Source organism: Streptomyces sp. NPDC047108 (assembly GCF_040643575.1).
Lineage (GTDB): Bacteria > Actinomycetota > Actinomycetes > Streptomycetales > Streptomycetaceae > Streptomyces.
Map to the genome: position 1 here is coordinate 96064 of NZ_JBEYUP010000003.1, position 20681 is coordinate 116744.

A 20681-nucleotide genomic window follows, 5' to 3' on the forward strand; every position below is an offset into this window, starting at 1 on the left:
TGTGAGGTCCGTCGCACCCACGGGTGGTCCCGGGGCGTACCCCGCAGGCGTGAAGCCCGCCCCCGGTAGGCTGACGCGGCCCCGTTCCCGACCGCCCTGACCGGAGACCGTGAGTACCACCACCTCGCACCACCTCTCACCTGCCTTCCCCGGCCGCGCCCCCTGGGGCACGGCGGGCAAGCTGCGCGCCTGGCAGCAGGGCGCCATGGACCGCTACATCCAGGAACAGCCACGGGACTTCCTCGCGGTGGCGACCCCCGGCGCGGGCAAGACGACCTTCGCGCTGACCCTTGCCTCCTGGCTGCTCCACCACCACGTCGTGCAGCAGGTGACGGTCGTCGCGCCGACCGAGCACCTGAAGAAGCAGTGGGCCGAGGCGGCGGCGCGGATAGGGATCAAGCTGGACCCGGAGTACAGCGCGGGGCCGCTGGGCCGCGAGTACCACGGTGTCGCGGTCACCTACGCGGGCGTGGGCGTACGGCCGATGCTGCACCGCAATCGCGTCGAGCAGCGCAAGACCCTCGTCATCCTCGACGAGATCCACCACGCCGGTGACTCCAAGTCCTGGGGCGAGGCGTGCCTGGAGGCGTTCGAGCCGGCGACCCGCCGTCTCGCCCTCACGGGCACGCCGTTCCGCTCGGACACCAACCCGATCCCGTTCGTCGCGTACGAGGAGGGCAACGACGGCATCCGCCGGTCCGCCGCCGACTACACGTACGGCTACGGGAACGCGCTCGGCGACGGCGTCGTCCGCCCCGTCATCTTCCTCTCCTACAGCGGCAGCATGCGCTGGCGGACCAAGGCGGGCGACGAGCTGGAGGCCCGTCTCGGCGAGCCGATGACGAAGGACGCCGTCTCGCAGGCGTGGCGCACCGCCCTCGACCCGCGCGGCGACTGGATGCCCAATGTGCTGCGCGCCGCCGACCAGCGGCTCACCGAGGTGCGCAAGTCGATCCCGGACGCGGGTGCCCTGGTCATCGCCTCCGACCAGGACGCGGCCCGCGCGTACGCGAAGCTGCTCCGCGAGATCACCGGCACGGGGCCGACGGTGGTGCTCTCCGACGACAGCGGCGCCTCGCAGCGCATCGACGACTTCAGCCACTCCGACGACCGCTGGATGGTGGCCGTCCGGATGGTGTCCGAGGGTGTGGACGTGCCGCGCCTCGCGGTCGGGGTCTACGCCACGACCATCTCCACACCGCTGTTCTTCGCGCAGGCGGTCGGCCGTTTCGTACGGTCGCGGCGGCGCGGCGAGACGGCGTCCGTCTTCCTGCCCACCATCCCGATGCTGCTCGGCTTCGCGAACGAGATGGAGGTCGAGCGCGACCACGTCCTCGACAAGCCGAAGAAGGACGGGGAGGAGGACCCGTACGCGGAGTCCGAGAAGGAGCTGGCCGAGGCCGAGAAGCAGCAGGACGAGGACACCGGCGAGCAGGACGCCCTGCCCTTCGAGGCGCTGGAGTCGGACGCGGTCTTCGACCGGGTCCTGTACGACGGCGCCGAGTTCGGGATGCAGGCCCACCCCGGCAGCGAGGAGGAGCAGGACTACCTCGGCATCCCGGGCCTGCTCGAACCCGACCAGGTGCAGATGCTGCTGCAGAAACGCCAGGCCCGGCAGATCGCGCACAGCCGCAAGAAGCCGGACACGGAGGCGGACCTGCTCGAACTGCCCGCGGAGCGGCGGCCGGTGGTCACGCACAAGGAGCTGCTGGAGCTGCGCAAGCAGCTCAACTCCCTGGTGGGCGCGTACGTGCACCAGAGCGGCAAGCCGCACGGCGTGATCCACACCGAGCTGCGCCGCGTCTGCGGCGGCCCGCCCAGCGCGGAGGCGACCGCGGGCCAGCTCCGGCAGCGGATCGCCAAGGTCCAGGAGTGGGCGACCCGTATGAAGTGACGCGGGGCGGCGGGGAGTTCGGCCGCGGGGTGCCTCGCGGTCGGACGGTCACGGCGGGACGCTGAGCGCCAGCACCGCCGAGTCGTCCTGCAGCCCGCTCCCGAAGCCGGTGAGCAGGTCGGAGACCGCGGCGATCGCGTCCGATGCGCAGGCGGGCGCCAGGCCGGCGCCGAACGACAGCAGCGCCTCGTCGCCGTAGCGTCCCCCGCGCTGGTCGGTACGGGCCTCGGTCAGCCCGTCCGTGTACAGCAGCAGGCAGTCGCCGGGTGCGAGGCGCAGGTGCGCGGTGGAGAATTCGGCGGCCGGAAGGGCGCCGACCAGCATGCCGCCGTGGGTGAACTGATAGGCGGCCGTGCCGTCGGCGCGGAGCAGCAGGGCGGGCGGATGCCCGCCGCTGGCGAGATCGACGCGGAACCCCGGGCCGTCCCGGGTGAGTTCACCGTAGATCACGGTGCAGTGCCGGGCGCTGTCGTCGCCCGGGTCCTCCCGGTGGAGGACGGTGTTGAGGTGGTCGAGCACGCTGACCCCGCCGGGGGCGTAGACGGCGGCTGCCCGCAGGGTGTAGCGGATCAGGGAGGTCAGGGTCGCCGCCGAGGGGCCCTTGCCGGAGACGTCGCCGAGGAAGAATCCCCATCTGCCGCTGCTCAGCGGGAAGAGGTCGTAGAAGTCGCCGCCGACCTGGTCGGTGGAGGCGTTGCGGTAGTGGGTGGCGGACTCCAGGCCCGGGACAGGGGGAAGGGCCGGGGGCAGCAGGCTGCTCTGCAGGGTGGAGACCAGGCGGACGAGGCGCTCGCGTTCCTGCTCGGCCTCGTGACGGGCGCGCAGCAACTCCTGTTCGTAGCCGCGGCGGTCGAGGGCTTCGAACAGGGTCGTGCGGACGAGCAGGGGGCGGCCTTCGGCGTCGGTCTTGAGCACGGAGGTCGCCAGCACCGGCAGGCGGGTGCCGTCGGCCCGCCGCAATTCCAGGGCCACTCCGCTGATGCGGCCCTGCAGGCGCAGCAGGGGCGCGTAGTGGGTCTCGTGGTAGAGCTTGCCGCCGACGGTCAGGAGGTCGGGGAAGCGGCGGCGGTGCACCAGTTCGGCCCGGTCGTAGCCGAGCCAGTTCAGCAGCGTCGCGTTGACCTTGACGATCCGCCAGTCCCGGTCGGTGGAGAGGAAGCCGCAGGGTGCGTACTCGTACAGCTCCTCGGCGGGGTCCTCCTGCAGGTCGGGGCGGCGGCCGAGCTCCGGCCCGCTCTCCGCGCCCTTCGCGGCGCTCTCCGGTTCGGGGAGTTGATCATCAGGGTGAGTCATCCGCCCGACTCGGTGACGAAGGAAGTGATCGCCTCGGCGGTCTGCTCAGGGTCGCTGAGCTGGGGGCAGTGCCCCATGGAGTCCAGGGTCACCAGGCGGCTGCCCGGGATGGACGCGTGGACGAACGCCCCGACCTCCCGCGGGGCGATGACGTCGATGGCGCTCTCGACGATGAGCGTGGGGACGGTGACCTTCCCCAGGTCGGAGCGGTTGTCGGAGAGAAAGGTCGCGCGGGCGAAGACGGCCGCCTTCCTCGGGTCCACGCGGGCCAGGCTGTCGATCAGCTCGGAGCCCAGATCGGGCCGGTCCGGGTTGTTCATGATCACCGGAACCATGGACGTCGACCAGCCCAGGTAGTTGCTGTCCAGCGACTCCAGCAGCTCGTCGATGTCCGCGCGGGTGAAGCCGCCGCGGTACTCCTCGTCGTCGATGTAGCGCGGGGAGGGCACCAGGAGGAGCAGCTTGGAGAACCGTTCGGGTTCGCGTACCACGGCCAGCACGCCGATGATGGCGCTCACCGAGTGACCGACGAAGACCACGTCGTGCAGGTCCAGTTCGCGGCAGATCTCGAGGACGTCGTCGGCGTAGCCGTCGAGCGTCGAGTACCGCTCCTCGCTCCACGCCGTGGGGTCCGACCTGCCCGACCCCACGTAGTCGAACATCACGACGCGGCTCACGGCCGCGACCTCGGGTGTCACCAGGTGCCAGAGGTTTTGGTCGCATCCGAACCCATGGGCCAGCATCACCGTGGGTCCGTCACGGCGTCCGGTGACCGTCACATGGTTCCTGGTGCGGACGTCCATGCGAACATCCTTGCACCGGCCGCCGGGCCGTGCGACCTGTGGCGGACACGGTTCCCGGGCATTCCGCGGCCATGATCGTCCGCTGGGCGAACCACGTGCGCGGAGTCCATGCAATGCGGATAAACCATCCCTGTGCTGCCCGGATTCTGGACGAAGTCTTCCGCTGAGCGGACCGGCTCGCTAGCCTCCCCGTTACCCCACACACACGCCCCGTGGCAGATCGGCCGCGGAGCGCAGCCGGATTCATGCGACCGGCGGCTTCTCCGTGCGCTGCCGCCGGGACCGGCAGCGCACCCCCGCGGACAGCCGCCCGTCAAACAGACGAGGAGGGGCGTCGTGACCGCCGAGACGTCTCAAACGCTCGACCGAGGGCTGAAGGTCCTCAAGCTGCTCGCCGACACCGACCACGGGCTGACGGTGACCGAGCTCGCCAACAAGCTCGGCGTCAACCGGACCGTGGTCTACCGGTTGCTCGCCACCCTGGAGCAGCACGCACTCGTACGCCGTGACCTCGGCGGCCGTGCACGCGTCGGGCTCGGCGTGCTGCAACTGGGCCGCCAGGTGCACCCGCTCGTCCGCGAGGCCGCGCTGCCCGCGCTGCGCTCACTCGCCGAGGACCTGGGCGCCACCGCGCACCTCACGCTCGTCGACGGCTCGGAGGCGCTGGCCGTGGCCGTGGTCGAGCCGACCTGGACCGACTACCACGTGGCCTACAGGACCGGTTTCCGTCACGCCCTGGACCGGGGCGCCGCGGGCCGCGCGATCCTGGCCGCCCGCCGCCGTACCGAGGACGACCCGGGCTTCGCCCTCACCCACGGCGAGCTGGAGGCGGGCGCCTGCGGCGCCGCGGCGGCGCTGCGCGGAGTGACCGGCGTCGAGGGCAGCGTCGGGGTCGTCATGCTCGCCGAATCGGTACCGGAGCGGGTCGGCCCGCGCGTCGTGGAGGCGGCCATGGAGGTCTCCGACGCACTGCGGTAGGCCGGTCCACTAGATTCACTTCCATGCCATCCGTCTCGTCCCCCGCTGCCGGCGGTGGGGATGCCCCACGCCCGGCGCGGAGGTTGTCCTCCCGCCGCACGCGCGTCCTGGCGCTGTGCGCCGTACCTGTCGTCTCCCTGTTCGCCGTGGCGCTCCTCGCCCCGCTGCCGTTCTCGGTCGCCCAGCCCGGCATGACCGCCGATGTGCTGGGGTCCCATGACGGCAAGGCCGTCATCAGCGTCTCCGGCACGGAGACCCGCCGTACGACCGGGCAGCTCCGGATGACGACGATCGCGGCGACGGGACCGGACGCGGACGTACGCTTCGCCGACGTCGTGGACGGCTGGTTCTCCACCGACCGTGCCGTGCTGCCCCGCGAGGCGGTCTACCCGGTGGGGGACACCACCAAGGAGATCGAGCGGTACAACGCCAAGGAATTCCGTAAGTCGCAGTCCACGGCCACCTCGGCCGCCCTGGGCTATCTGCACCGCTCGCCCGACGACGTGAAGGTCACGCTGCGCCTGGCCGACGTCGGCGGGCCGAGCGCCGGGCTGCTGTTCTCCCTCGGCATCGTCGACAAGCTCGACGGCGACGGCTCTGGCGGGGATCTGACCGGCGGCCGTACGGTCGCGGGCACCGGCACGATCACACCGGACGGGAAGGTCGGCGCGGTCGGCGGCGTACCGCTGAAGACCCAGGCGGCCAAGCGGGACGGGGCGAGCGTCTTCCTGGTCCCGGAGGCCGAGTGCGACGACGCAAAGGCGGAGCTGCCCGACGGCCTCAGGCTGGTCCCCGTCACCACGCTCGAGGGCGCGGTGAACGCCCTGAAGGCCCTGGACAACGGCGGCCGCGTACCCCGTTGCTGACACCGGCGGGGGGCACGTCCCCCGCTGGTGTCAGACCCGTGCCCTACGGTCGCGGGACCGGCGATCGTTCCCTGCGATCCGCGGGTCCTCACACCGACGGGAGTCCCGATGGCCACCTTCACCATCAGAACGGCGCGGGAGAGCGAGCTGGAAACCGTACGGGAGCTCCTCGCGGTCTCCGAACGGCGGCTGCGCTCCCATGGGGTGGGGCAGTGGGACCTCCCGATGCCGGACGAGCAGCTCCTTCCCAGCATCCACAGCGAGGAGACGTTCCTCGTCCATGACGGCACCCGTGACGTCGCGACCGTGACGCTGAACCGGGGCGGGGTGCCGTTCTGGCCGGCCGACTGCACCGACGCCCTGTTCGTGCACCGGCTGGTCGTCGTCCCGCGGGGCACGGGGCTGGGTGTCTCGATACTCGACTGGGCCGGGGAGCAGGCCCGGAAGGAGGGGAGGTTCTGGCTCCGGATCGACGTCTGGAAGACCAACCGGCGCCTGCACGCCTACTACCGGAACCTCGGCTTCGAGCCTCGCGGCGTCACGCACGTCCCCGGCGCCGGTTCGGGTGCTCTCTTCGCCCGTGCCGCTGATGTCAGGGTGGGGTCCGGGCCGCCGGTCGTCGCGCACGACTGCGACGTGTCCGCCGCCTGTCCCGGATAGGTCCGGACGATGCCGAGCGGATCAGAGCTCCTTGGCCATGAAGACGCGGCTGGCTCCGGCGGGCCGGCACGCGACCTCTCCCAGCCGCCGCCAGCCGTGCCGTTCGTAGAACCCGGGAGCCTGGAAGCTGATGGTGTAGAGGACGGCGGCCTCGCACCCGCGGGCCCGTCCCTCGTCCTCGGCCCGGCGCAGGACGGCGCTGCCCAGTCCCTTCCCGCGCAGCTGCGGGGGAAGGTGGAGCAGGTCGACGAAGAGCAGCCCCAGCGAGGTCCGGCCGGTCAGGCCGCCGAGCACCCGGCCGGTGCCGGGCTCGCGCACGAGGACGGCCAGGGGCCGCCGGTCCGCGATGCCGGTCACGTCGGTGTTGAAGCGGTCCAGATCGTCCGAGACGGCGGCCACCTCGCGGGGGTCGGGCGCGTCGGTGAGGTGCAGCTCCAGCGGGCCGTGGGTGGTGTTCATGGGCGGGGAGCGTACGGCCGGCACGGTTCGGCGGGTGCCGAACGGTGCGGAGGGCATCATGGCGGGCTCCGTGCCTGACGGCGGGGAGCGGGACGTCGGCGTCGGCCTCGCCACGGTCGCGCGGCTGCTGTCCGACCCCACCCGGACCACGATGTGCCTGGCCCTGCTCGACGGCCGGGCCTGGACCGCGCGGGAGCTGGCGCGGCATGCGGGCGTCGCGCCCTCCACGGCCACCGGACACCTCAACCTCCTGGTGGGCGGCGGCATCCTGGCCGACGAGCGGCACGGCCGCCACCGCTATGTGCGCCTGGCCGGTCCGCGGGTGGCGGCGCTCATCGAAGCGCTCGCCGAGTTCGCCCCCCACCGGCCGCCCGAGGTCCGGTCGCTCGGCGCCGCGAGCCGGAACCGGGCCCTGGCCCGCGCCCGGCTCTGCTACGACCACCTCGCGGGAGCCCTCGGCACGGCCGTCACCGACGCGATGCTCGCCGGAGGTCTCCTCGTATGGGACCCGCGGCCCGAACTCACCGCGGAGGGGCGGGCCGTGCTCGGCGCCCTCGGCGTCACCTGGCCCGCCGCGTCACGCCGGCCCGCGGTGCGAGCGTGCCTCGACTGGACCGAACGGCGCCCGCACCTGGGCGGTGCCGTGGGGGCCGCGCTCTGTTCCCGCGCGCTGGCCGCGGGCTGGGTCACCAGGATCGGCACGGGACGGGCCCTCGCGCTGACGGAGGTCGGCCGCGCGGTCCTCGTACGGGATCTCCGCGTCCCGGCGGACCGGATCCCGACGGCCGGGACCACGGCGCGTCATCCCGCGCCGCCCGCCGACGAGGGGCCGCCCGTGCCCGACGGTGCCGGCCGGCCCCCGCCCGAGCCCCCTGCCTGAGCCGAGCCGTCCTCGTCCTGCTGTGACGCCTGCCGGACCAGCGGGATGATCCGCAGCGGCACCGGGTTCTCCATCACGATCGCCGTCGAGGCCCGCATGATGCCCTCGAACCCCACGACCCGGTCGATGACCCGCTGCAGATCGGCGTTCGAGCGCGCCACCAGACGGCACAGCATGTCGCCGTGACCGGTCGTGGTGTGCAGCTCCAGCACCTCCGGCACGCCCGCCAGATGCGCGCGGACGTCCGCGCCCTGGCCCTGCTTGATCTCCAGCGTCGCGAACGCCGTCACCGGGTAGCCGATCGCCGCCGGATCGACGTCCGGTCCGAAGCCGCGGATGACCCCGCCCCCCTGGAGCCGGTCCAGCCGCGCCTGCACCGTGCCGCGCGCGACGCCCAGACGCCGTGAGGCCTCCAGGACGCCGATGCGCGGTTCGCGCGCCAGCAGCTCGATCAGCCGCCCGTCCAGCCCGTCGATGCCCATGCTCCCGCCTCCCGATGGTCATCATGTACAGAACGACCCGCCTGTCCCCGTGATTGCTGTGCAAGATGCGCAGCGTTTTCCACAACTATTGCGCACCTTGTGGGCCAGGGGGAGCCTTGATTCATGACTGAGACCATCCACCACACCCCGGACACCGCACGGCAGGCCGACCCCTTCCCGGTCAAGGGGATGGACGCGGTCGTCTTCGCGGTCGGCAACGCCAAGCAGGCCGCCCACTACTACTCCACCGCGTTCGGCATGCAGGTCGTCGCCTACTCCGGGCCCGAGAACGGCAGCCGGGAGACGGCGAGTTACGTGCTGGAGTCCGGCTCCGCGCGCTTCGTCCTGACCTCCGTCGTCAAGCCCGTGAGCGAGCGCGGCCGCTTCCTCGCCGGCCATGTGGCCGAGCACGGCGACGGCGTCGTCGACCTGGCCATCGAGGTCCCGGACGTCCGCGCCGCCTACGCGTACGCCGTCGACCACGGCGCCACCGGCCTGGAGGAGCCGCACGAGGTGAGCGACGAGCACGGCACGGTCGTGCTGGCCGCCATCGCCACGTACGGGCAGACCCGGCACACCCTCGTCGAGCGCTCCCGCTACGACGGCCCGTACCTGCCCGGCTTCCAGGCCGCCGCCCCGATCGTGGCCCCGCGCGAGAAGCGCACCTTCCAGGCGATCGACCACTGCGTGGGCAATGTCGAGCTCGGGAAGATGGACGAGTGGGTGGCCTTCTACAACAAGGTCATGGGCTTCACCAACATGAAGGAGTTCGTGGGCGACGACATCGCGACCGAGTACTCGGCGCTGATGTCGAAGGTCGTCGCCGACGGCACCAAGAAGGTGAAGTTCCCGATCAACGAGCCCGCGATCGCGAAGAAGAAGTCGCAGATCGACGAGTACCTGGAGTTCTACGGCGGGCCGGGCGTGCAGCACATCGCCCTCGCCACCAACGACATCGTCTCCACCGTCCGCGCGATGCGCGCCGCCGGCGTGCAGTTCCTGAACGTCCCGGACTCGTACTACGACACCCTCGGCGAGTGGGTCGGCGACACCCGGGTGCCGATCGACGAGCTGCGCGAGCTGAAGATCCTGGCCGACCGCGACGAGGACGGCTATCTGCTGCAGATCTTCACCAAGCCGGTCCAGGACCGTCCGACGGTCTTCTTCGAGATGATCGAGCGTCACGGCTCGATGGGCTTCGGCAAGGGCAACTTCAAGGCGCTCTTCGAGGCGATCGAGCGCGAGCAGGAGCGGCGCGGCAACCTCTGATCCGAGCGCGCGGCCCAGGTCTCCCGGCCCCGGTCTCCCGGGGCCGGGCGTCCTGTTTCCCGGCGCCGCGTCGGAACACCACCGGCGGTACAGCCCCACGGGACCTGACACCCGTGGGGCCGTACCGATCGTGTCCCGTCCGGTACGGGGTCGTTGGCCCGGTATGCGGATCCAGATCATCACCGCGGGCACCTACGGCTCGGTGGCCCCCTACACCGGTCTCGGTCACCGCCTGCTCGCCGAGGGCCACCGCGTCGAGCTCGTCACCCACGCCCGGTACACCGAGGCGGCCGGCTGCTGCGGACTCCCCACCCGCGCCCTGGCCACCGACCCCTTCGAGCAACTCCTCGCCGTCTACGCGGGGTTGGGCCCGTCGCCCGGCTCACTGCGGGGCCTGTACGCGATGGGGCACGCCTCGCGGAGCGCCGTCACCGGTCTCGTCGACGCGGTCATCGAGGCGGTGGACGACAAGGCGGACCTGATCCTGCTCTCCACCCTCGCCGCGCCGATCGGCAACGTCGTCGCCGAGTACCACCGCATCCCCAGCGCCGGGGTCTACCTCCAGCCGGAGGAGCCCACCACGGCCTTCCCGCCCTGTGTGATGCACCTGCGACCGGAGGCGCGCGCCAACCGCGTCCTGGGGCGGGCCGTCAACCTGGGCTTCGACACCCTGTACGGCGCGGCGAACCGCCGGGTCCACGCCCGTCTCGGGCTGCCCCGCCGCTCCACCGCCCGGCTCCGGCGGCGCCGCCACGGCATCCAGTGGCCCGTCTGGCACGGCTTCAGCCCCGCCGTCGTACCGCGCCCGCCGGACTGGCGGCCCGGCCTGTACGTCACCGGTTACTGGTGGCCCCACGTGTGCCCGGAGTGGACCCCGCCGGCCGAGCTGACCGACTTCCTGGACGCCGGTCCCGCCCCGGTGTGCGTCGGCTTCGGCAGCATGATGCCGCGCCCTGCGGAGGAGCTGGGCGACATCGCCGTACGGGCGCTGCGGCGGGCGGGGCTGCGCGGTGTGGTCCAGTCGGGCCGGGCCGGGCTCTCCGTGGCCGGCGACGACATCGTCACGGTCGGCGGCATGCCCCACGCCTGGCTGTTCCCGCGGATGGCGGCCGTCGTGCACCACGCGGGGGCAGGGACGACGGCCGCCGGGCTGCGGGCCGGTGTCCCGGCCGTCCCCGTACCGGTCATGACCGACCAGCCCTGGTGGTCCTCCCGCCTCGTCCGGCTCGGCGTGAGCCCCGGGGTGCTGCCGCACGCGCGGCTCTCCGCGGAGCGGCTGGCGGCCGCGCTGCGGCGGGTGACGGACGATCCCGGATACCGGCAGCGGGCCACCGATCTGGCGGAGCGGATCGGACGCGAGGACGGCAGCGGCCAGGTGGCGCGTGCGATCGCGGCCCGGCTCGGCTGAGCGCCCGGCCGCGGCCCGCCCGGCGACGCCGGGTGCGCCGTGGCGGCCGCCGGAGCCGGACGAGGACCTTCCCGGCGGGCCCATGCCGCCCGTCGACGCCTGGCTGTACCGCCACCAGGCCGACGGCGCGATCTGCATGACCTTCGGGATGCTCGCCCGGTTCCAGGGTCCGCCGCCCGCCCTCGGCGCGCTGCGGGACCGTGTACGCGAGCGCTGGTGCGGACTGCCGCGGTTGCGCGCGGTGCCCCTCGAACACCCTTGGCCCCACTGGACGTCCACCCGGAAGGCGCCCGACCCCGGCGTCCATGTGGTCGACCACACCGGCCGCGCGCCCGGCCGCCTCCCCGCGCAGCCCGTGCCCGTGCCCGCACCCGTGGCCGACCGGGCGGACGCCCTGGCGGCCACGCTGCTCGCCCAGCCGCTCGACAGCGACGACGGCGGCACGGGCGGTGCGGGCAACAGCCTCAGCGGCAACGGCCTCAGCCGCGACGGCAGCCACCGGACCGAAGGGGCCGGCGACGGCGCCGCGGGCACCGCCCCCGTACCGCCCTGGCGGCTCCATCTCCTCCCCGCCGCCGACGGGTTCGCGCTGCTGCTGCGCGCCCACCACGCCCTGCTCGACGGCAAGGCCCTGATCACCCTGTTCCGCATCCTCCTCGACGGCCCCGGCTCGTACCCCCTGCCGCCGGCCGCCGCACACCTCGCCGAGCCCCTCGCCCTTCCGCCCGCCCCCCTCCCCGCCCAACTCCGCGCCGCGGCCCGGCTGCTGCCCACCGGACGCCGGCTGCCCTTCCACACACCGGTGGACGAGGGCCGCGCCCTGGCCCGGAGCGAGGTGCCCGTCGCCGCGCTGCGCGCCGCCCGGCGGGCCCTGCCCGGCGAGCCCGCCTCCGTCAACTCCGTGTTCCTCGCGGCCGTCGCCGCCGCCCTCGGCGCCACCGGGGCACTCGGTTCCCGCCCCGGACGGCCCGGTGTCCATGCGATGGTCCCGGTCGACCTCCGCTCGCCGCTGGACGAGGCGTTCCTGGGCAACCACTACGCGACCGTCCGCCTCCCGCTCCCCACGGCTCCGGCCCTCGCACCGCCGGACCGCCTCGCCGCCGTCGACGCTTCCTCGCGCCGGGCCACGCGCCACCGCCTCGGCGCCGCCCAGGCCCTGATGGTGAGCCGGAGCCCGCGCCGCCGCGGCGCCGTACGCGACGCGTTCGCCCGGTACGCCGACTCCCCGCGCCACTCCTCGCTGCTCTGCACCAACGTGCGCAGCGGAGCCGCCGCCCTGTCCCTCGGCGATGCCACGCTGGACCGGCTGGCCCTCGTACCGGCCCTCAGCCCCGCGCATCCGCTCGCCCTCTCGCTGACCACGCACGGCGCGACCGCGGTCGTCGCCGCCCTCACCGACGCGGCGCACGCCCCCCTCGGGGCGTCGCTCGCCGACGGGGTGCGGGACGCGGTCCTCGCCCTGCGGGCCGCGTCCCCGTAGGCCGCCGGTAACGCTGAGCCCGGCCGCGTACGGATCCCCGGCCAGGGCGCGCCCGTAGTGCCCGTAGTGCCCGTACCGCCCGTACCGCCCGTACCGCCCGTACGGCCCGTACCGCCCGTACCGCCCGTACGGCCCGTACGGAGGAACGCCCCCTTCGTCCGGATGAACTTCGCCTGCTCACGGGATGCCGCACGGGCCCGCGCGACGGCGCAGACCTGATAGTGCTCAAATGCGACGACGTGGGGAATCCGGGGGAGCGGGGGAACGGGACGGCGGCCGGCGGTCACCGGCGGCACCGAGCCGCCGTTCACTGCTCGGCCTCGGCGGCGCGATGGCCGCCTCCCTGGCGACGGCTCCGCGGGCCGCCGCCGGGCCGCGGAACACCCTGGGCGCGGCCCCTCGGAGCCCGCAAGCGCCCACCGCCGACGGTCCGTTCGACCTGAGCCTCCCGTCCACCCGCCGGATCGCCGAGCAGCCCCTGCACCACACGACCGTCATGCAGTCCTTCGCGTTCGACGAGAGCAACCGCCACATCTACGCGGTGCAGGTGATCTCGGGCAACGTCCAACTGCCGGGCGAATCCCGCGCGTACACCCACGCCGAACGGTCGCTCGCCGGTGACCTGTGCATGAACCGGCTCACCTGGGACGGCACCCTGCTCGACCGCATGTACCTCAAGGGCTTCGGCCACGGCACCGTGATGGCCGTCGAGGACGCACCCGCCGGCGCCGCCCCCGTCATGCTGTGGACCGAGTGCGACGTCAACCCCGAATCCGGCTACGGCCGGGCGGTCGGCCGCTTCCCGTACGCCGCGGACACCGTGCTCCACAGCGGCGACCCGTCCGTCACCGCCTACTGGCCCCTCCCGGGGACCACCAACAACGCGGCGGCGCTCGACCAGGACGGCCGCCGGCTGCTGCTGCGCTACGGGCTCCCCGGGCTGCGCCGCTACGCCCTGTACGACCTGGACGCCTTCGTCGCCGGACGCTTCGTGCGGCAGGCCGACTTCGCCCAGCCGGGCACGGAACTCGCCCTGCCCTTCCAGGGCATGACGCTCCACGGCGACTACGCGTACCAGATGCTCGGCCACACCCACGACCCCGACGTCCCGCCCCCGGACCGCGGCGACACCCAGCTGTTCTGCATCGACGTCCGCACCGGAGAGGTCGTCCAGCAGGTGCTCTCCGACACCGTGTACGCGCTCAACCTGCGCGAGCCCGAGGGCCTGTCCGTCCTGCGGGGCGAAGGGCCCCGGCTGTACATGGGCTACGCCTCGGGGCCGGTCGGCGGACGCAAACTCTCCCTCTACTCCATCGAGTAGCCCGGTGGGGCGGGCGCCGCCGGGCTGCCGCGGGCCTCGCCTGTCGATCTTCCCAGCGGGGCCCGCCGGTGCGAGGCTGGGAACATGGCTGACCTCATCGAGCGACTGCGCGACGGGCTCCCGGACGAGGCCGTTCTGACCGACCCCGACGTCACCGGTTCCTACGCCAACGACATGGCGAGCTTCTGCGACGCGGGCGCCCCGGCCGCCGTCGTCCTGCCGCGCACCGTCGAGCAGGTCCAGCACGTCATGCGCACCGCCACCGAACTCCGCGTCCCGGTGGTGCCCCAGGGTGCGCGGACGGGCCTGTCCGGCGCCGCGAACGCCTCGGACGGCTGCATCGTGCTCTCGCTCGTCAAGATGGACCGGATCCTGGAGATCAGCCCGGTGGACCGGATCGCGGTCGTCGAGCCGGGCGTCGTCAACGCCGTCCTCTCCCGCGCCGTCGCGGAGCAGGGGCTCTACTACCCGCCGGACCCCAGCAGCTGGGAGCAGTGCACGATCGGCGGCAACATCGGCACCGCGTCGGGCGGCCTGTGCTGCGTCAAGTACGGGGTGACGGCCGAGTACGTGCTCGGGCTCGACGTCGTCCTCGCCGACGGGCGGATGCTGACCACCGGACGCCGCACCGCCAAGGGCGTCGCCGGGTACGACCTGACGCGCCTGTTCGTCGGCTCCGAGGGCAGCCTCGGCATCGTCGTCCGCGCCGTGCTCGCCCTCAAGCCCGCGCCGCCGCAGCAGCTCGTCCTCGCCGCCGAGTTCCCGTCCGCGGCCGCCGCGTGCGAGGCGATCTGCGAGATCATGGCGCGCGGCCACGCGCCCTCGCTGCTCGAACTGATGGACCGCACCACGCTGCGCGCCGTCAACGCCATGGCCTCCATGGGCCTGCCGGAGTCCACCGAGGCACTGCTGCTCGCCGCGTTCGACACCCCGGACCCGGCGGCGGACCTGGCGGCGGTCGGAGAACTGTGCGCGGCGGCCGGCGCCACCGAGGTCGTCCCCGCCGAGGACGCCGCCGAGTCCGAGATGCTGCTCAAGGCCCGCAGGCTCGCCCTCACCGCGCTGGAGCAGGTCAGCACCGCCACGATGATCGACGACGTGTGCGTGCCCCGCTCGAGGCTCGCGGAGATGCTCGAGGGCACGGCCGCCATCGGCGAGGAGTACGGCCTGACCGTCGGCATGTGCGCGCACGCGGGCGACGGCAACACCCACCCGGTCGTCTGCTTCGACGCCGCCGACCCGGACGAGTCGCGCCGCGCCCGCGCGTCGTTCGACCGGATCATGGCGCTCGGGCTGGACCTCGGCGGCACGATCACCGGGGAGCACGGCGTGGGCGTGCTGAAGAAGGAGTGGCTGGCGCGGGAGCTGGGGCCGGTGGGGCTGGAGCTGCACCGGGGCATCAAGCAGACCTTCGACCCGCTGAACCTGCTCAACCCCGGCAAGATCTTCTAGCTCCGCGCCCTCTCCTCACCCGTACCCCCCCTCGTCACGGGGCCGCGCGGATGCCGTCCCCTCCGTTCCTGGGCGTCTTGTCGTGCATCCGGGTGGAGGGGTGCACTTCGTCTGGATAGGGTGCGCAGTGAGGCGGTTGAAAAGGCCGGTGCGCCCGATCGGGGCCGCGGCCGGAGGTCGACAGGGGCCCTCGTATGAGTGAAGCCGTATCCGCACACGACACCGCGACGAGCGGTTCCGATCCCGTGGAGCTCCGCCTGGAGCAGCACCGGACGGAACTGACCGGCTACTGCTATCGCATGCTCGGCTCGGCCTTCGAGGCCGAGGACGCCGTGCAGGAGACGATGGTGCGGGCCTGGAAGGCGTACGACCGCTTCGAGGGCCGGTCCGCCCTCCGCTCGTGGCTCTACCGCATCGCGACCAACGTCTGCCTGGACATCCTCGGCGGCAAGGAGCGGCGCACCCGCCCCATGGACCTCTCCTCCCCGCAGACGGCCGCGTCCCCGCTGGGCCCGGCGCTGCCGGAGGTCACCTGGATCGAGCCGATGCCCGACAGCCGCATGCTGCCGACGGACGGGGACCCGGCCGAGGTGGCCGTCGCCCGGGAGTCGGTGCGGCTGGCGTTCATCGCCGCGCTGCAGCACCTGGCGCCCCGGCAGCGGGCCGTCCTGATCCTGCGCGAGGTACTGGCCTGGAAGGCCGGCGAGGTCGCCGAACTGCTGGACACCACCGTCGCGTCCGTCAACAGCGCCCTGCAGCGGGCGCGCGCCACGATCGCCTCCAGCGACATCACCTCCACGGACACGGCCAGGCCGATGGACGAGGAACAGCAGGCGCTGCTCGCCCGCTACGTCGACGCGTTCGAGCGCTACGACCTCGACTCGCTGACCTCGCTTCTCCACGAGGACGCCACGCTGTCCATGCCCCCCTACGAGCTGTGGCTGCGCGGCCACCCCGACATCCTGGAGTGGCTCACCGGCCCCGGCCACGGCTGCCGCGGATCGCGGCTGGTCGCGGTCACCGCGAACGGCTCACCGGCCTTCGGCCAGTACCGTCCGGACGCGGTGAGCGGCGGCCACGAGCCGTGGGCCCTGCAGGTGATCGAGGTCTCCGACGGCCGCATCGCCGCGCTGAACTCATTCCTGGACACCGCCCGCCTGTTCCCGCTCTTCGGTCTGCCGCCCCGGCTCGACCCGTAAGCCCGGGCACACGGGCAGCACCCCGTCCAGGCCGGAGGCGGCAAGCAGGCACCGCAGTTCGTCACCGGCGTGACGGATCCGGATCCGGCGGCCCAGGCGCCGTGCGGTGAGCTGCAGCCGTGCCAGGGTCTCCAGTGCGAGCGTGTCCGGGGCGACGAGCGGACCCACGTCCAGGGTCACCGTCTCGGCGTCACTGCCGCGCAGGAGCACTCCCAGACGTTCGCAGAGCCAGGGCACGTGAGCGGCCGTGATCGGACCGTCAAGGGCCAGGACGATCGTACGTACCGTCGGCTTGTCATCAGGACCGGCCAAAGCCCGCCTCCCGTCGTGGTCTTCCCTAGTGGAGACCGGGCGGCGTCACTAAACTCATCGCCGCCCGGCCCGCGGAAGCGGGACACGGGGACGCCCGGGATACCGCACCGATGAATTCCGTGCCGACGCGCCGTCCAACTCCTCACCAGCACACCGGAACGTGAACGCCACCGGAGGAGCCCACGATGACCGATGCGACAGCGACGACACCGCGGCGTACGCACATCGCCGTACGAATCCTGGAGATCGTTTCCGCCCTCTTCTTCGCCCTCAGCGCCGTCCCCAAGCTCATGGGGCAGGACCCGGTGAAGGAGACCTTCGACAAGATCGGCTTCGGCGACGGGTTCCTGTACCTCGTCGGCGGGCTGGAGTTGGCGGGCGCCGTCGCCCTGCTGATCCCCGCATTGACGGGTCTGGCCGCGCTCGCCTTCGTCGGCCTGATGGCGGGCGCGGCGATCACGCACATCGCCGTCCTCGACGGTGAAGGCGTCCTCGTCCCGGTGGTCGCGGCGGTTCCGGTCGCCGTCATCGCCTGGGTGCGGCGGGAGCGCACCGCGGAACTGCTGCGGCGCGTCGTGGGCCGGGCGTAGGGCGCGGCACGATCGCGGCGCGGCGAACCCCCTTGTCCCGGGCGGGAGTCGAGGCTCCCGCCCGGCGGCCGGGCGTGACCGCTCGGTGTCCTGCCGCGCGCGTGACAGGCCGGGCCGTTCGGGCCGGGAGCGCGGGGGTAGGCGGAAGGAGACCGGCCCGCACGACGAATCCGGGCCCCCTCGGGGGTCTGGTATGTGTGGACGGTGCGCTCCGGCCCGCGTCCGCAGGAACGCGGGCGGTCGCGGAGCCCAGTACACCCCACCGTGCGTGTGCGGCAGACTGCTCCTGCCCAACCGCACAGCACGGCAGAGCAGATACGACGGGACACGGTCAATGAGCGCCCCTACCTCAGGTTCCGCCGGCGGCAGCCCCGCCCCCGGCTTCTACCCCGACCCGTCCATTCCCGGCTACATCCGGTACTGGAACGGTGCCGCATGGGTTCCGGGGACGAGCCGGCCGGCCCCGGCCGACGGGGAGGCCATGCCCGGCGCGCCCGGCGGGGCACCGCCCGCGTCCCCGGCGCCGGAGCCGGCACGGGAGGAGGCGGGGCCGGTGTTCCTCGACGAGGGTGACGACGGCGGGGCGCCCCAGGCCGGACCGGGCCCCGCGCTCCCCGAGTTGAGGCCGCGCGGCGAGATGGACGTGCGGTCCGCCGAGGGCATCGACTGGAGCGACCCCCAGCGCCTTCACGGCTCGCGCCCCGAACCCGCCTCCGCCTGGGGCGCGGACGCCTCCCGCCAGGCCGGTTTCGGCGAGCAGGGCCGTATCTCCTGGGGCGCGGACCGGCCTGAGGGCGACCCGCGCGCGGGCGGTGACCCGCGTACCGGTGACGCGCGTACGGACGGCGGTGCGGCGTCCGGCGAGGGCGGCGCGCAGGGCACCGTGGACCTCGGTGCCGGCTCGTCCTCCGTCGAACGCGACCGCGAAAGCGACCGCGGCCCCGGCGCCGAGGGCGACCGCCCCCGCCGCGACGGAACCCTCACCCTGCGCACCGGCTCAGGCGCCTCCGCACCGGCCGATACGGACCCGGCGAGCGGCGAGGCCGGGGCCGACGGCACGATGGCGATCCGCGCCGTACGGCCCGGTGCCGGCCCGAGGACGCCCTCGGTTCCCCCGGCGCGGGACGGCGGCTCGGCCCCCGGGCGGTCCGGGAGCGGAGGGCAGTCGGACCCGGTGCAGGCACCGCAGGACGGGACGATGACGATCCGCGCGACGCCCGGCCCCTCCGCGGGGTCCCCGGCGGACGGGGAGCGGACGGACGGCACGATGGCCATCCGCCGTGCCCGGCGGACCGGCACCCCCGGCGGCGGCATCCCGGCCCAGCCCGGCCCGGCGCAGTCCGCTCACGGCCCGGCGCAGGCCCAGGCGCCCGGCCCGAACGCACCGGCGGCCGACGCCCAGGCGCCCGGTCCCGCGGCGGCCGCATCCGCTGCCGCGACCCCCAACGCCCAGGCCCCGCAGCCCACTTCGCCCCGCCCCGCCGGCCCCGTCACCCAGGGCCCCGGCGGCGGCCAGGCCTCGTGGCCCCAGCAGGCGCACCGGCTCGCGCAGCCCGAGGACGGCCGGTCCGAGCCCGTCATCCCCTGGCGGCCCCCGGTCGACGACCCGTTCCAGCAGGCGGCGCGGGCCCAGGCGTCCGCCCGTCCGGCCGGGCTCGGCCGCCGGCTCGCCGCCCGGCTGATCGACACGCTGCTGCTGGGCGGTGCCGTCGCGGCCGCCGCCGTACCGCTGTGGACGCAGGCGGCCGGCCACATCGACGACAAGATCGAGCAGGCGAAGCTGAGCGGCGAGACCGTCACGGTCTGGCTGATCGACGGCACCACGGCCGTCCATCTCGGCATCGTCCTCGGCGTCCTGCTCCTCGGCGGAGTGCTGTACGAGGTGCTGCCCATGGCCAAGTGGGGCCGCACGCTGGGCAAGCGCCTGTGCGGTGTCAGGGTGATGGGTATCGAGTCGCACGAGCCTCTCGGCTTCGGGGCCGCCCTGCGCCGCTGGCTGCTCTACAGCGTCCTCGGGCTGCTCGGGGTCGGGATCCTCAACGTGCTGTGGTGCCTGTTCGACCGGCCGTGGCGCCAGTGCTGGCACGACAAGGCGGCCGGCAGCTTCGTGGCGAGCACGGGCGGAAGCGCCGCGGCCGGCTGAGCGACGGTCGCCCGAACGGCTCCTGCCGGGCTGCGCTCGCGGTCCGGCAGAGGTCGACTGGTGCGCATGAGCACCGATCAGCCGCCACCGGGATCCGGCGAACCGCCGGAGGAGGACCCGTTCCGCAAGCGCCCGCAGGACGGCCCCGGATCCGGTGCCGGAGGGGGATCGCCCTACGACAAGGCGCCGCCGCCCCCGCCCGGCGAGGGCGCCCCGCCGCCTCCGGGCCAGGGTCCGGGACAGGGACAGTGGAGCGCGCCGCCGCCGCCTCCCGGCGCGGGCGGACCGTACGGTCAGCAGCCGTACGGCGGTTCACCGTACGGCGCCGATCCGCTCGCCGGGATGCCGCCGCTGGCGAACCGAGGCAAGCGTCTGGTGGCCCGCATCATCGACGCCCTGATCATCTTCGTCCCGGTCGGGCTCATCATGTACTTCAGCGTGGGCGGGTACGACCCCACGGACGCCGACGACTCGGGCCGGCAGGCCGCGGTCCAGGGCGTGTGCCTGCTGGCCTACCTCATCTACGAGGGGCTGATGCTGTCCACCTACGGGCAGACCGTCGGCAAGAAGCTGATGAACATCCGGGTCGCCATGCTGCAGGACGGCTCGATCCCCCGGGGTTCACCGGGCTGGGTCCGCGCCTGCGTCTACACCGTGCCGCAGATCGTGCCGTGCTGCGGCTTGATCTTCTGGCTGGTCAACGTGTTGTGGTGCACCTGGGACCGGCCGTACCACCAGTGCGTGCACGACAAGGCCGCCAAGACCGTCGTCGTGGAAGTGCAGTAGCGGACGGGAGGTCAGCGGTGCAGCGAGTGCTCCTCGACGCGGGCGCCCGAGCCGGAACGGGTGCGCGCCCGGGGAACCGAGGAGCCGAGCCGCTCACTTCGCTGCCCGGCGGGCTCGCGGCGGGAACGCGTGGTGCCGGTGCGTGGAGCGGGCACGGTCAGCGCGACGAGGAGTCCGAGGGCCAGTCCCGTACAGGCGATCACCGTCACTCCGAACCCCGAACGGGTCTGGGAGAGCAGGAGCATGGCCAGGGTCGAGAAGACGACGGTGGCCGAACCGTAGGCGAGCTGTGCGGCGGTCGGACGCGGCATGGCGGGTTCCGTCCTCGGGGCTGATGCAGGGGTATGAGTGCTGTCTGCCCGAGGCTAACCGGCGGTAAGCGTGACCTTACCCACGCCACCGGAGC

At 73.5% G+C, this 20681-nt stretch carries 21 protein-coding genes; 15 read left to right on the forward strand and 6 right to left on the reverse strand.

Annotation, left to right across the window (positions count from 1 at the left end):
• Positions 1-109: 109 nt before the first annotated feature.
• The gene (locus ABZ822_RS08715; RefSeq protein ID WP_360849079.1) at positions 110-1894 is read left to right on the forward strand and encodes a DEAD/DEAH box helicase; all 1785 of its coding nucleotides are present in this window, start codon (positions 110-112) and stop codon (positions 1892-1894) included.
• Positions 1895-1942: 48 nt separating this feature from the next.
• Here the strand turns inward: ABZ822_RS08715 and ABZ822_RS08720 are convergent, their stop codons facing one another.
• Together ABZ822_RS08720 and ABZ822_RS08725 are read right to left on the reverse strand one after the other, a co-directional pair.
• Positions 1943-3187, reverse strand: coding sequence for a SpoIIE family protein phosphatase (locus ABZ822_RS08720; RefSeq protein WP_360849082.1), 1245 nt, complete (start codon positions 3185-3187; stop codon positions 1943-1945).
• Entirely contained in the window at positions 3184-3990 is an 807-nt protein-coding gene (locus ABZ822_RS08725; RefSeq protein ID WP_360849085.1) for an alpha/beta hydrolase, read from the reverse strand. Before ABZ822_RS08725 ends, ABZ822_RS08720 begins: the two co-directional genes overlap by 4 nt.
• A 336-nt stretch (positions 3991-4326) precedes the next feature.
• Here ABZ822_RS08725 and ABZ822_RS08730 point away from each other — a divergent pair, with 336 nt between their 5' ends.
• The 3 genes from ABZ822_RS08730 (at position 4327) to ABZ822_RS08740 (ending at position 6494) form a co-directional block, all read left to right on the forward strand.
• Positions 4327-4968 carry a helix-turn-helix domain-containing protein gene (locus ABZ822_RS08730; protein ID WP_360849088.1) on the forward strand — a complete coding sequence of 214 codons (642 nt, stop codon included), beginning with the start codon at positions 4327-4329 and terminating at the stop codon, positions 4966-4968.
• Between the two features lie 23 nt (positions 4969-4991).
• On the forward strand, positions 4992-5834 hold the full coding sequence (locus tag ABZ822_RS08735; protein WP_360849091.1) for a S16 family serine protease: 843 nt from the start codon (positions 4992-4994) through the stop codon (positions 5832-5834).
• Between the two features lie 108 nt (positions 5835-5942).
• Complete coding sequence (locus ABZ822_RS08740; RefSeq protein ID WP_360849094.1) at positions 5943-6494, forward strand: GNAT family N-acetyltransferase; 552 nt, start codon at positions 5943-5945, stop codon at positions 6492-6494.
• 21 nt (positions 6495-6515) lie between these two features.
• On the opposite strand, the gene ABZ822_RS08745 is transcribed toward ABZ822_RS08740, so the two are convergent.
• Positions 6516-6953, reverse strand: a complete 438-nt coding sequence (locus ABZ822_RS08745) for a GNAT family N-acetyltransferase (protein WP_360849097.1) — start codon at positions 6951-6953, stop codon at positions 6516-6518.
• Between the two features lie 58 nt (positions 6954-7011).
• Here ABZ822_RS08745 and ABZ822_RS08750 point away from each other — a divergent pair, with 58 nt between their 5' ends.
• The gene (locus ABZ822_RS08750; protein ID WP_360849100.1) at positions 7012-7833 is read left to right on the forward strand and encodes a winged helix-turn-helix domain-containing protein; all 822 of its coding nucleotides are present in this window, start codon (positions 7012-7014) and stop codon (positions 7831-7833) included.
• Here ABZ822_RS08750 and ABZ822_RS08755 read toward each other — a convergent pair.
• Complete coding sequence (locus tag ABZ822_RS08755; RefSeq protein ID WP_360849103.1) at positions 7755-8315, reverse strand: Lrp/AsnC family transcriptional regulator; 561 nt, start codon at positions 8313-8315, stop codon at positions 7755-7757. The two genes, ABZ822_RS08750 and ABZ822_RS08755, sit on opposite strands and share 79 nt — an antisense overlap.
• Before the next feature lie 123 nt (positions 8316-8438).
• Between ABZ822_RS08755 and hppD the strand changes: the two genes are divergently transcribed.
• From hppD to ABZ822_RS08790, 7 genes are all read left to right on the forward strand, one after another.
• The gene (gene hppD / locus ABZ822_RS08760) at positions 8439-9584 is read left to right on the forward strand and encodes a 4-hydroxyphenylpyruvate dioxygenase (protein WP_360849106.1); all 1146 of its coding nucleotides are present in this window, start codon (positions 8439-8441) and stop codon (positions 9582-9584) included.
• 163 nt (positions 9585-9747) lie between these two features.
• A complete protein-coding gene (locus ABZ822_RS08765) occupies positions 9748-10992 on the forward strand; it encodes a glycosyltransferase (protein WP_360849109.1) in 1245 nt (414 codons plus the stop codon).
• Complete coding sequence (locus ABZ822_RS08770) at positions 10967-12472, forward strand: WS/DGAT domain-containing protein (protein WP_360849112.1); 1506 nt, start codon at positions 10967-10969, stop codon at positions 12470-12472. Before ABZ822_RS08765 ends, ABZ822_RS08770 begins: the two co-directional genes overlap by 26 nt.
• A gap of 57 nt (positions 12473-12529) precedes the next feature.
• On the forward strand, positions 12530-12691 hold the full coding sequence (locus ABZ822_RS08775; protein WP_360849115.1) for a hypothetical protein: 162 nt from the start codon (positions 12530-12532) through the stop codon (positions 12689-12691).
• Between the two features lie 10 nt (positions 12692-12701).
• Positions 12702-13793 (forward strand): teichoic acid biosynthesis protein C, encoded by a 1092-nt coding sequence (locus ABZ822_RS08780; protein WP_360849118.1) that lies wholly within the window; start codon positions 12702-12704, stop codon positions 13791-13793.
• Positions 13794-13877: 84 nt separating this feature from the next.
• The gene (locus ABZ822_RS08785) at positions 13878-15245 is read left to right on the forward strand and encodes an FAD-linked oxidase C-terminal domain-containing protein (protein ID WP_360849121.1); all 1368 of its coding nucleotides are present in this window, start codon (positions 13878-13880) and stop codon (positions 15243-15245) included.
• Between the two features lie 194 nt (positions 15246-15439).
• Positions 15440-16444 carry a sigma-70 family RNA polymerase sigma factor gene (locus ABZ822_RS08790; RefSeq protein ID WP_360849124.1) on the forward strand — a complete coding sequence of 335 codons (1005 nt, stop codon included), beginning with the start codon at positions 15440-15442 and terminating at the stop codon, positions 16442-16444.
• Here ABZ822_RS08790 and ABZ822_RS08795 read toward each other — a convergent pair.
• On the reverse strand, positions 16382-16756 hold the full coding sequence (locus ABZ822_RS08795) for an STAS domain-containing protein (protein ID WP_360849127.1): 375 nt from the start codon (positions 16754-16756) through the stop codon (positions 16382-16384). The genes ABZ822_RS08790 and ABZ822_RS08795 overlap by 63 nt on opposite strands.
• 185 nt (positions 16757-16941) lie before the next feature.
• Here ABZ822_RS08795 and ABZ822_RS08800 point away from each other — a divergent pair, with 185 nt between their 5' ends.
• The 3 genes from ABZ822_RS08800 to ABZ822_RS08810 all read left to right on the forward strand — a co-directional run bounded on the left by ABZ822_RS08800 (position 16942) and on the right by ABZ822_RS08810 (position 20275).
• Positions 16942-17346 (forward strand): DoxX family protein, encoded by a 405-nt coding sequence (locus tag ABZ822_RS08800; RefSeq protein WP_360849130.1) that lies wholly within the window; start codon positions 16942-16944, stop codon positions 17344-17346.
• A gap of 334 nt (positions 17347-17680) precedes the next feature.
• On the forward strand, positions 17681-19489 hold the full coding sequence (locus tag ABZ822_RS08805; RefSeq protein WP_360849133.1) for an RDD family protein: 1809 nt from the start codon (positions 17681-17683) through the stop codon (positions 19487-19489).
• Between the two features lie 66 nt (positions 19490-19555).
• Positions 19556-20275 carry an RDD family protein gene (locus ABZ822_RS08810; protein WP_360849136.1) on the forward strand — a complete coding sequence of 240 codons (720 nt, stop codon included), beginning with the start codon at positions 19556-19558 and terminating at the stop codon, positions 20273-20275.
• A gap of 11 nt (positions 20276-20286) precedes the next feature.
• Here ABZ822_RS08810 and ABZ822_RS08815 read toward each other — a convergent pair whose 3' ends face one another.
• A complete protein-coding gene (locus ABZ822_RS08815) occupies positions 20287-20586 on the reverse strand; it encodes a hypothetical protein (protein WP_360849139.1) in 300 nt (99 codons plus the stop codon).
• Between the last annotated feature and the right edge of the window lie 95 nt (positions 20587-20681).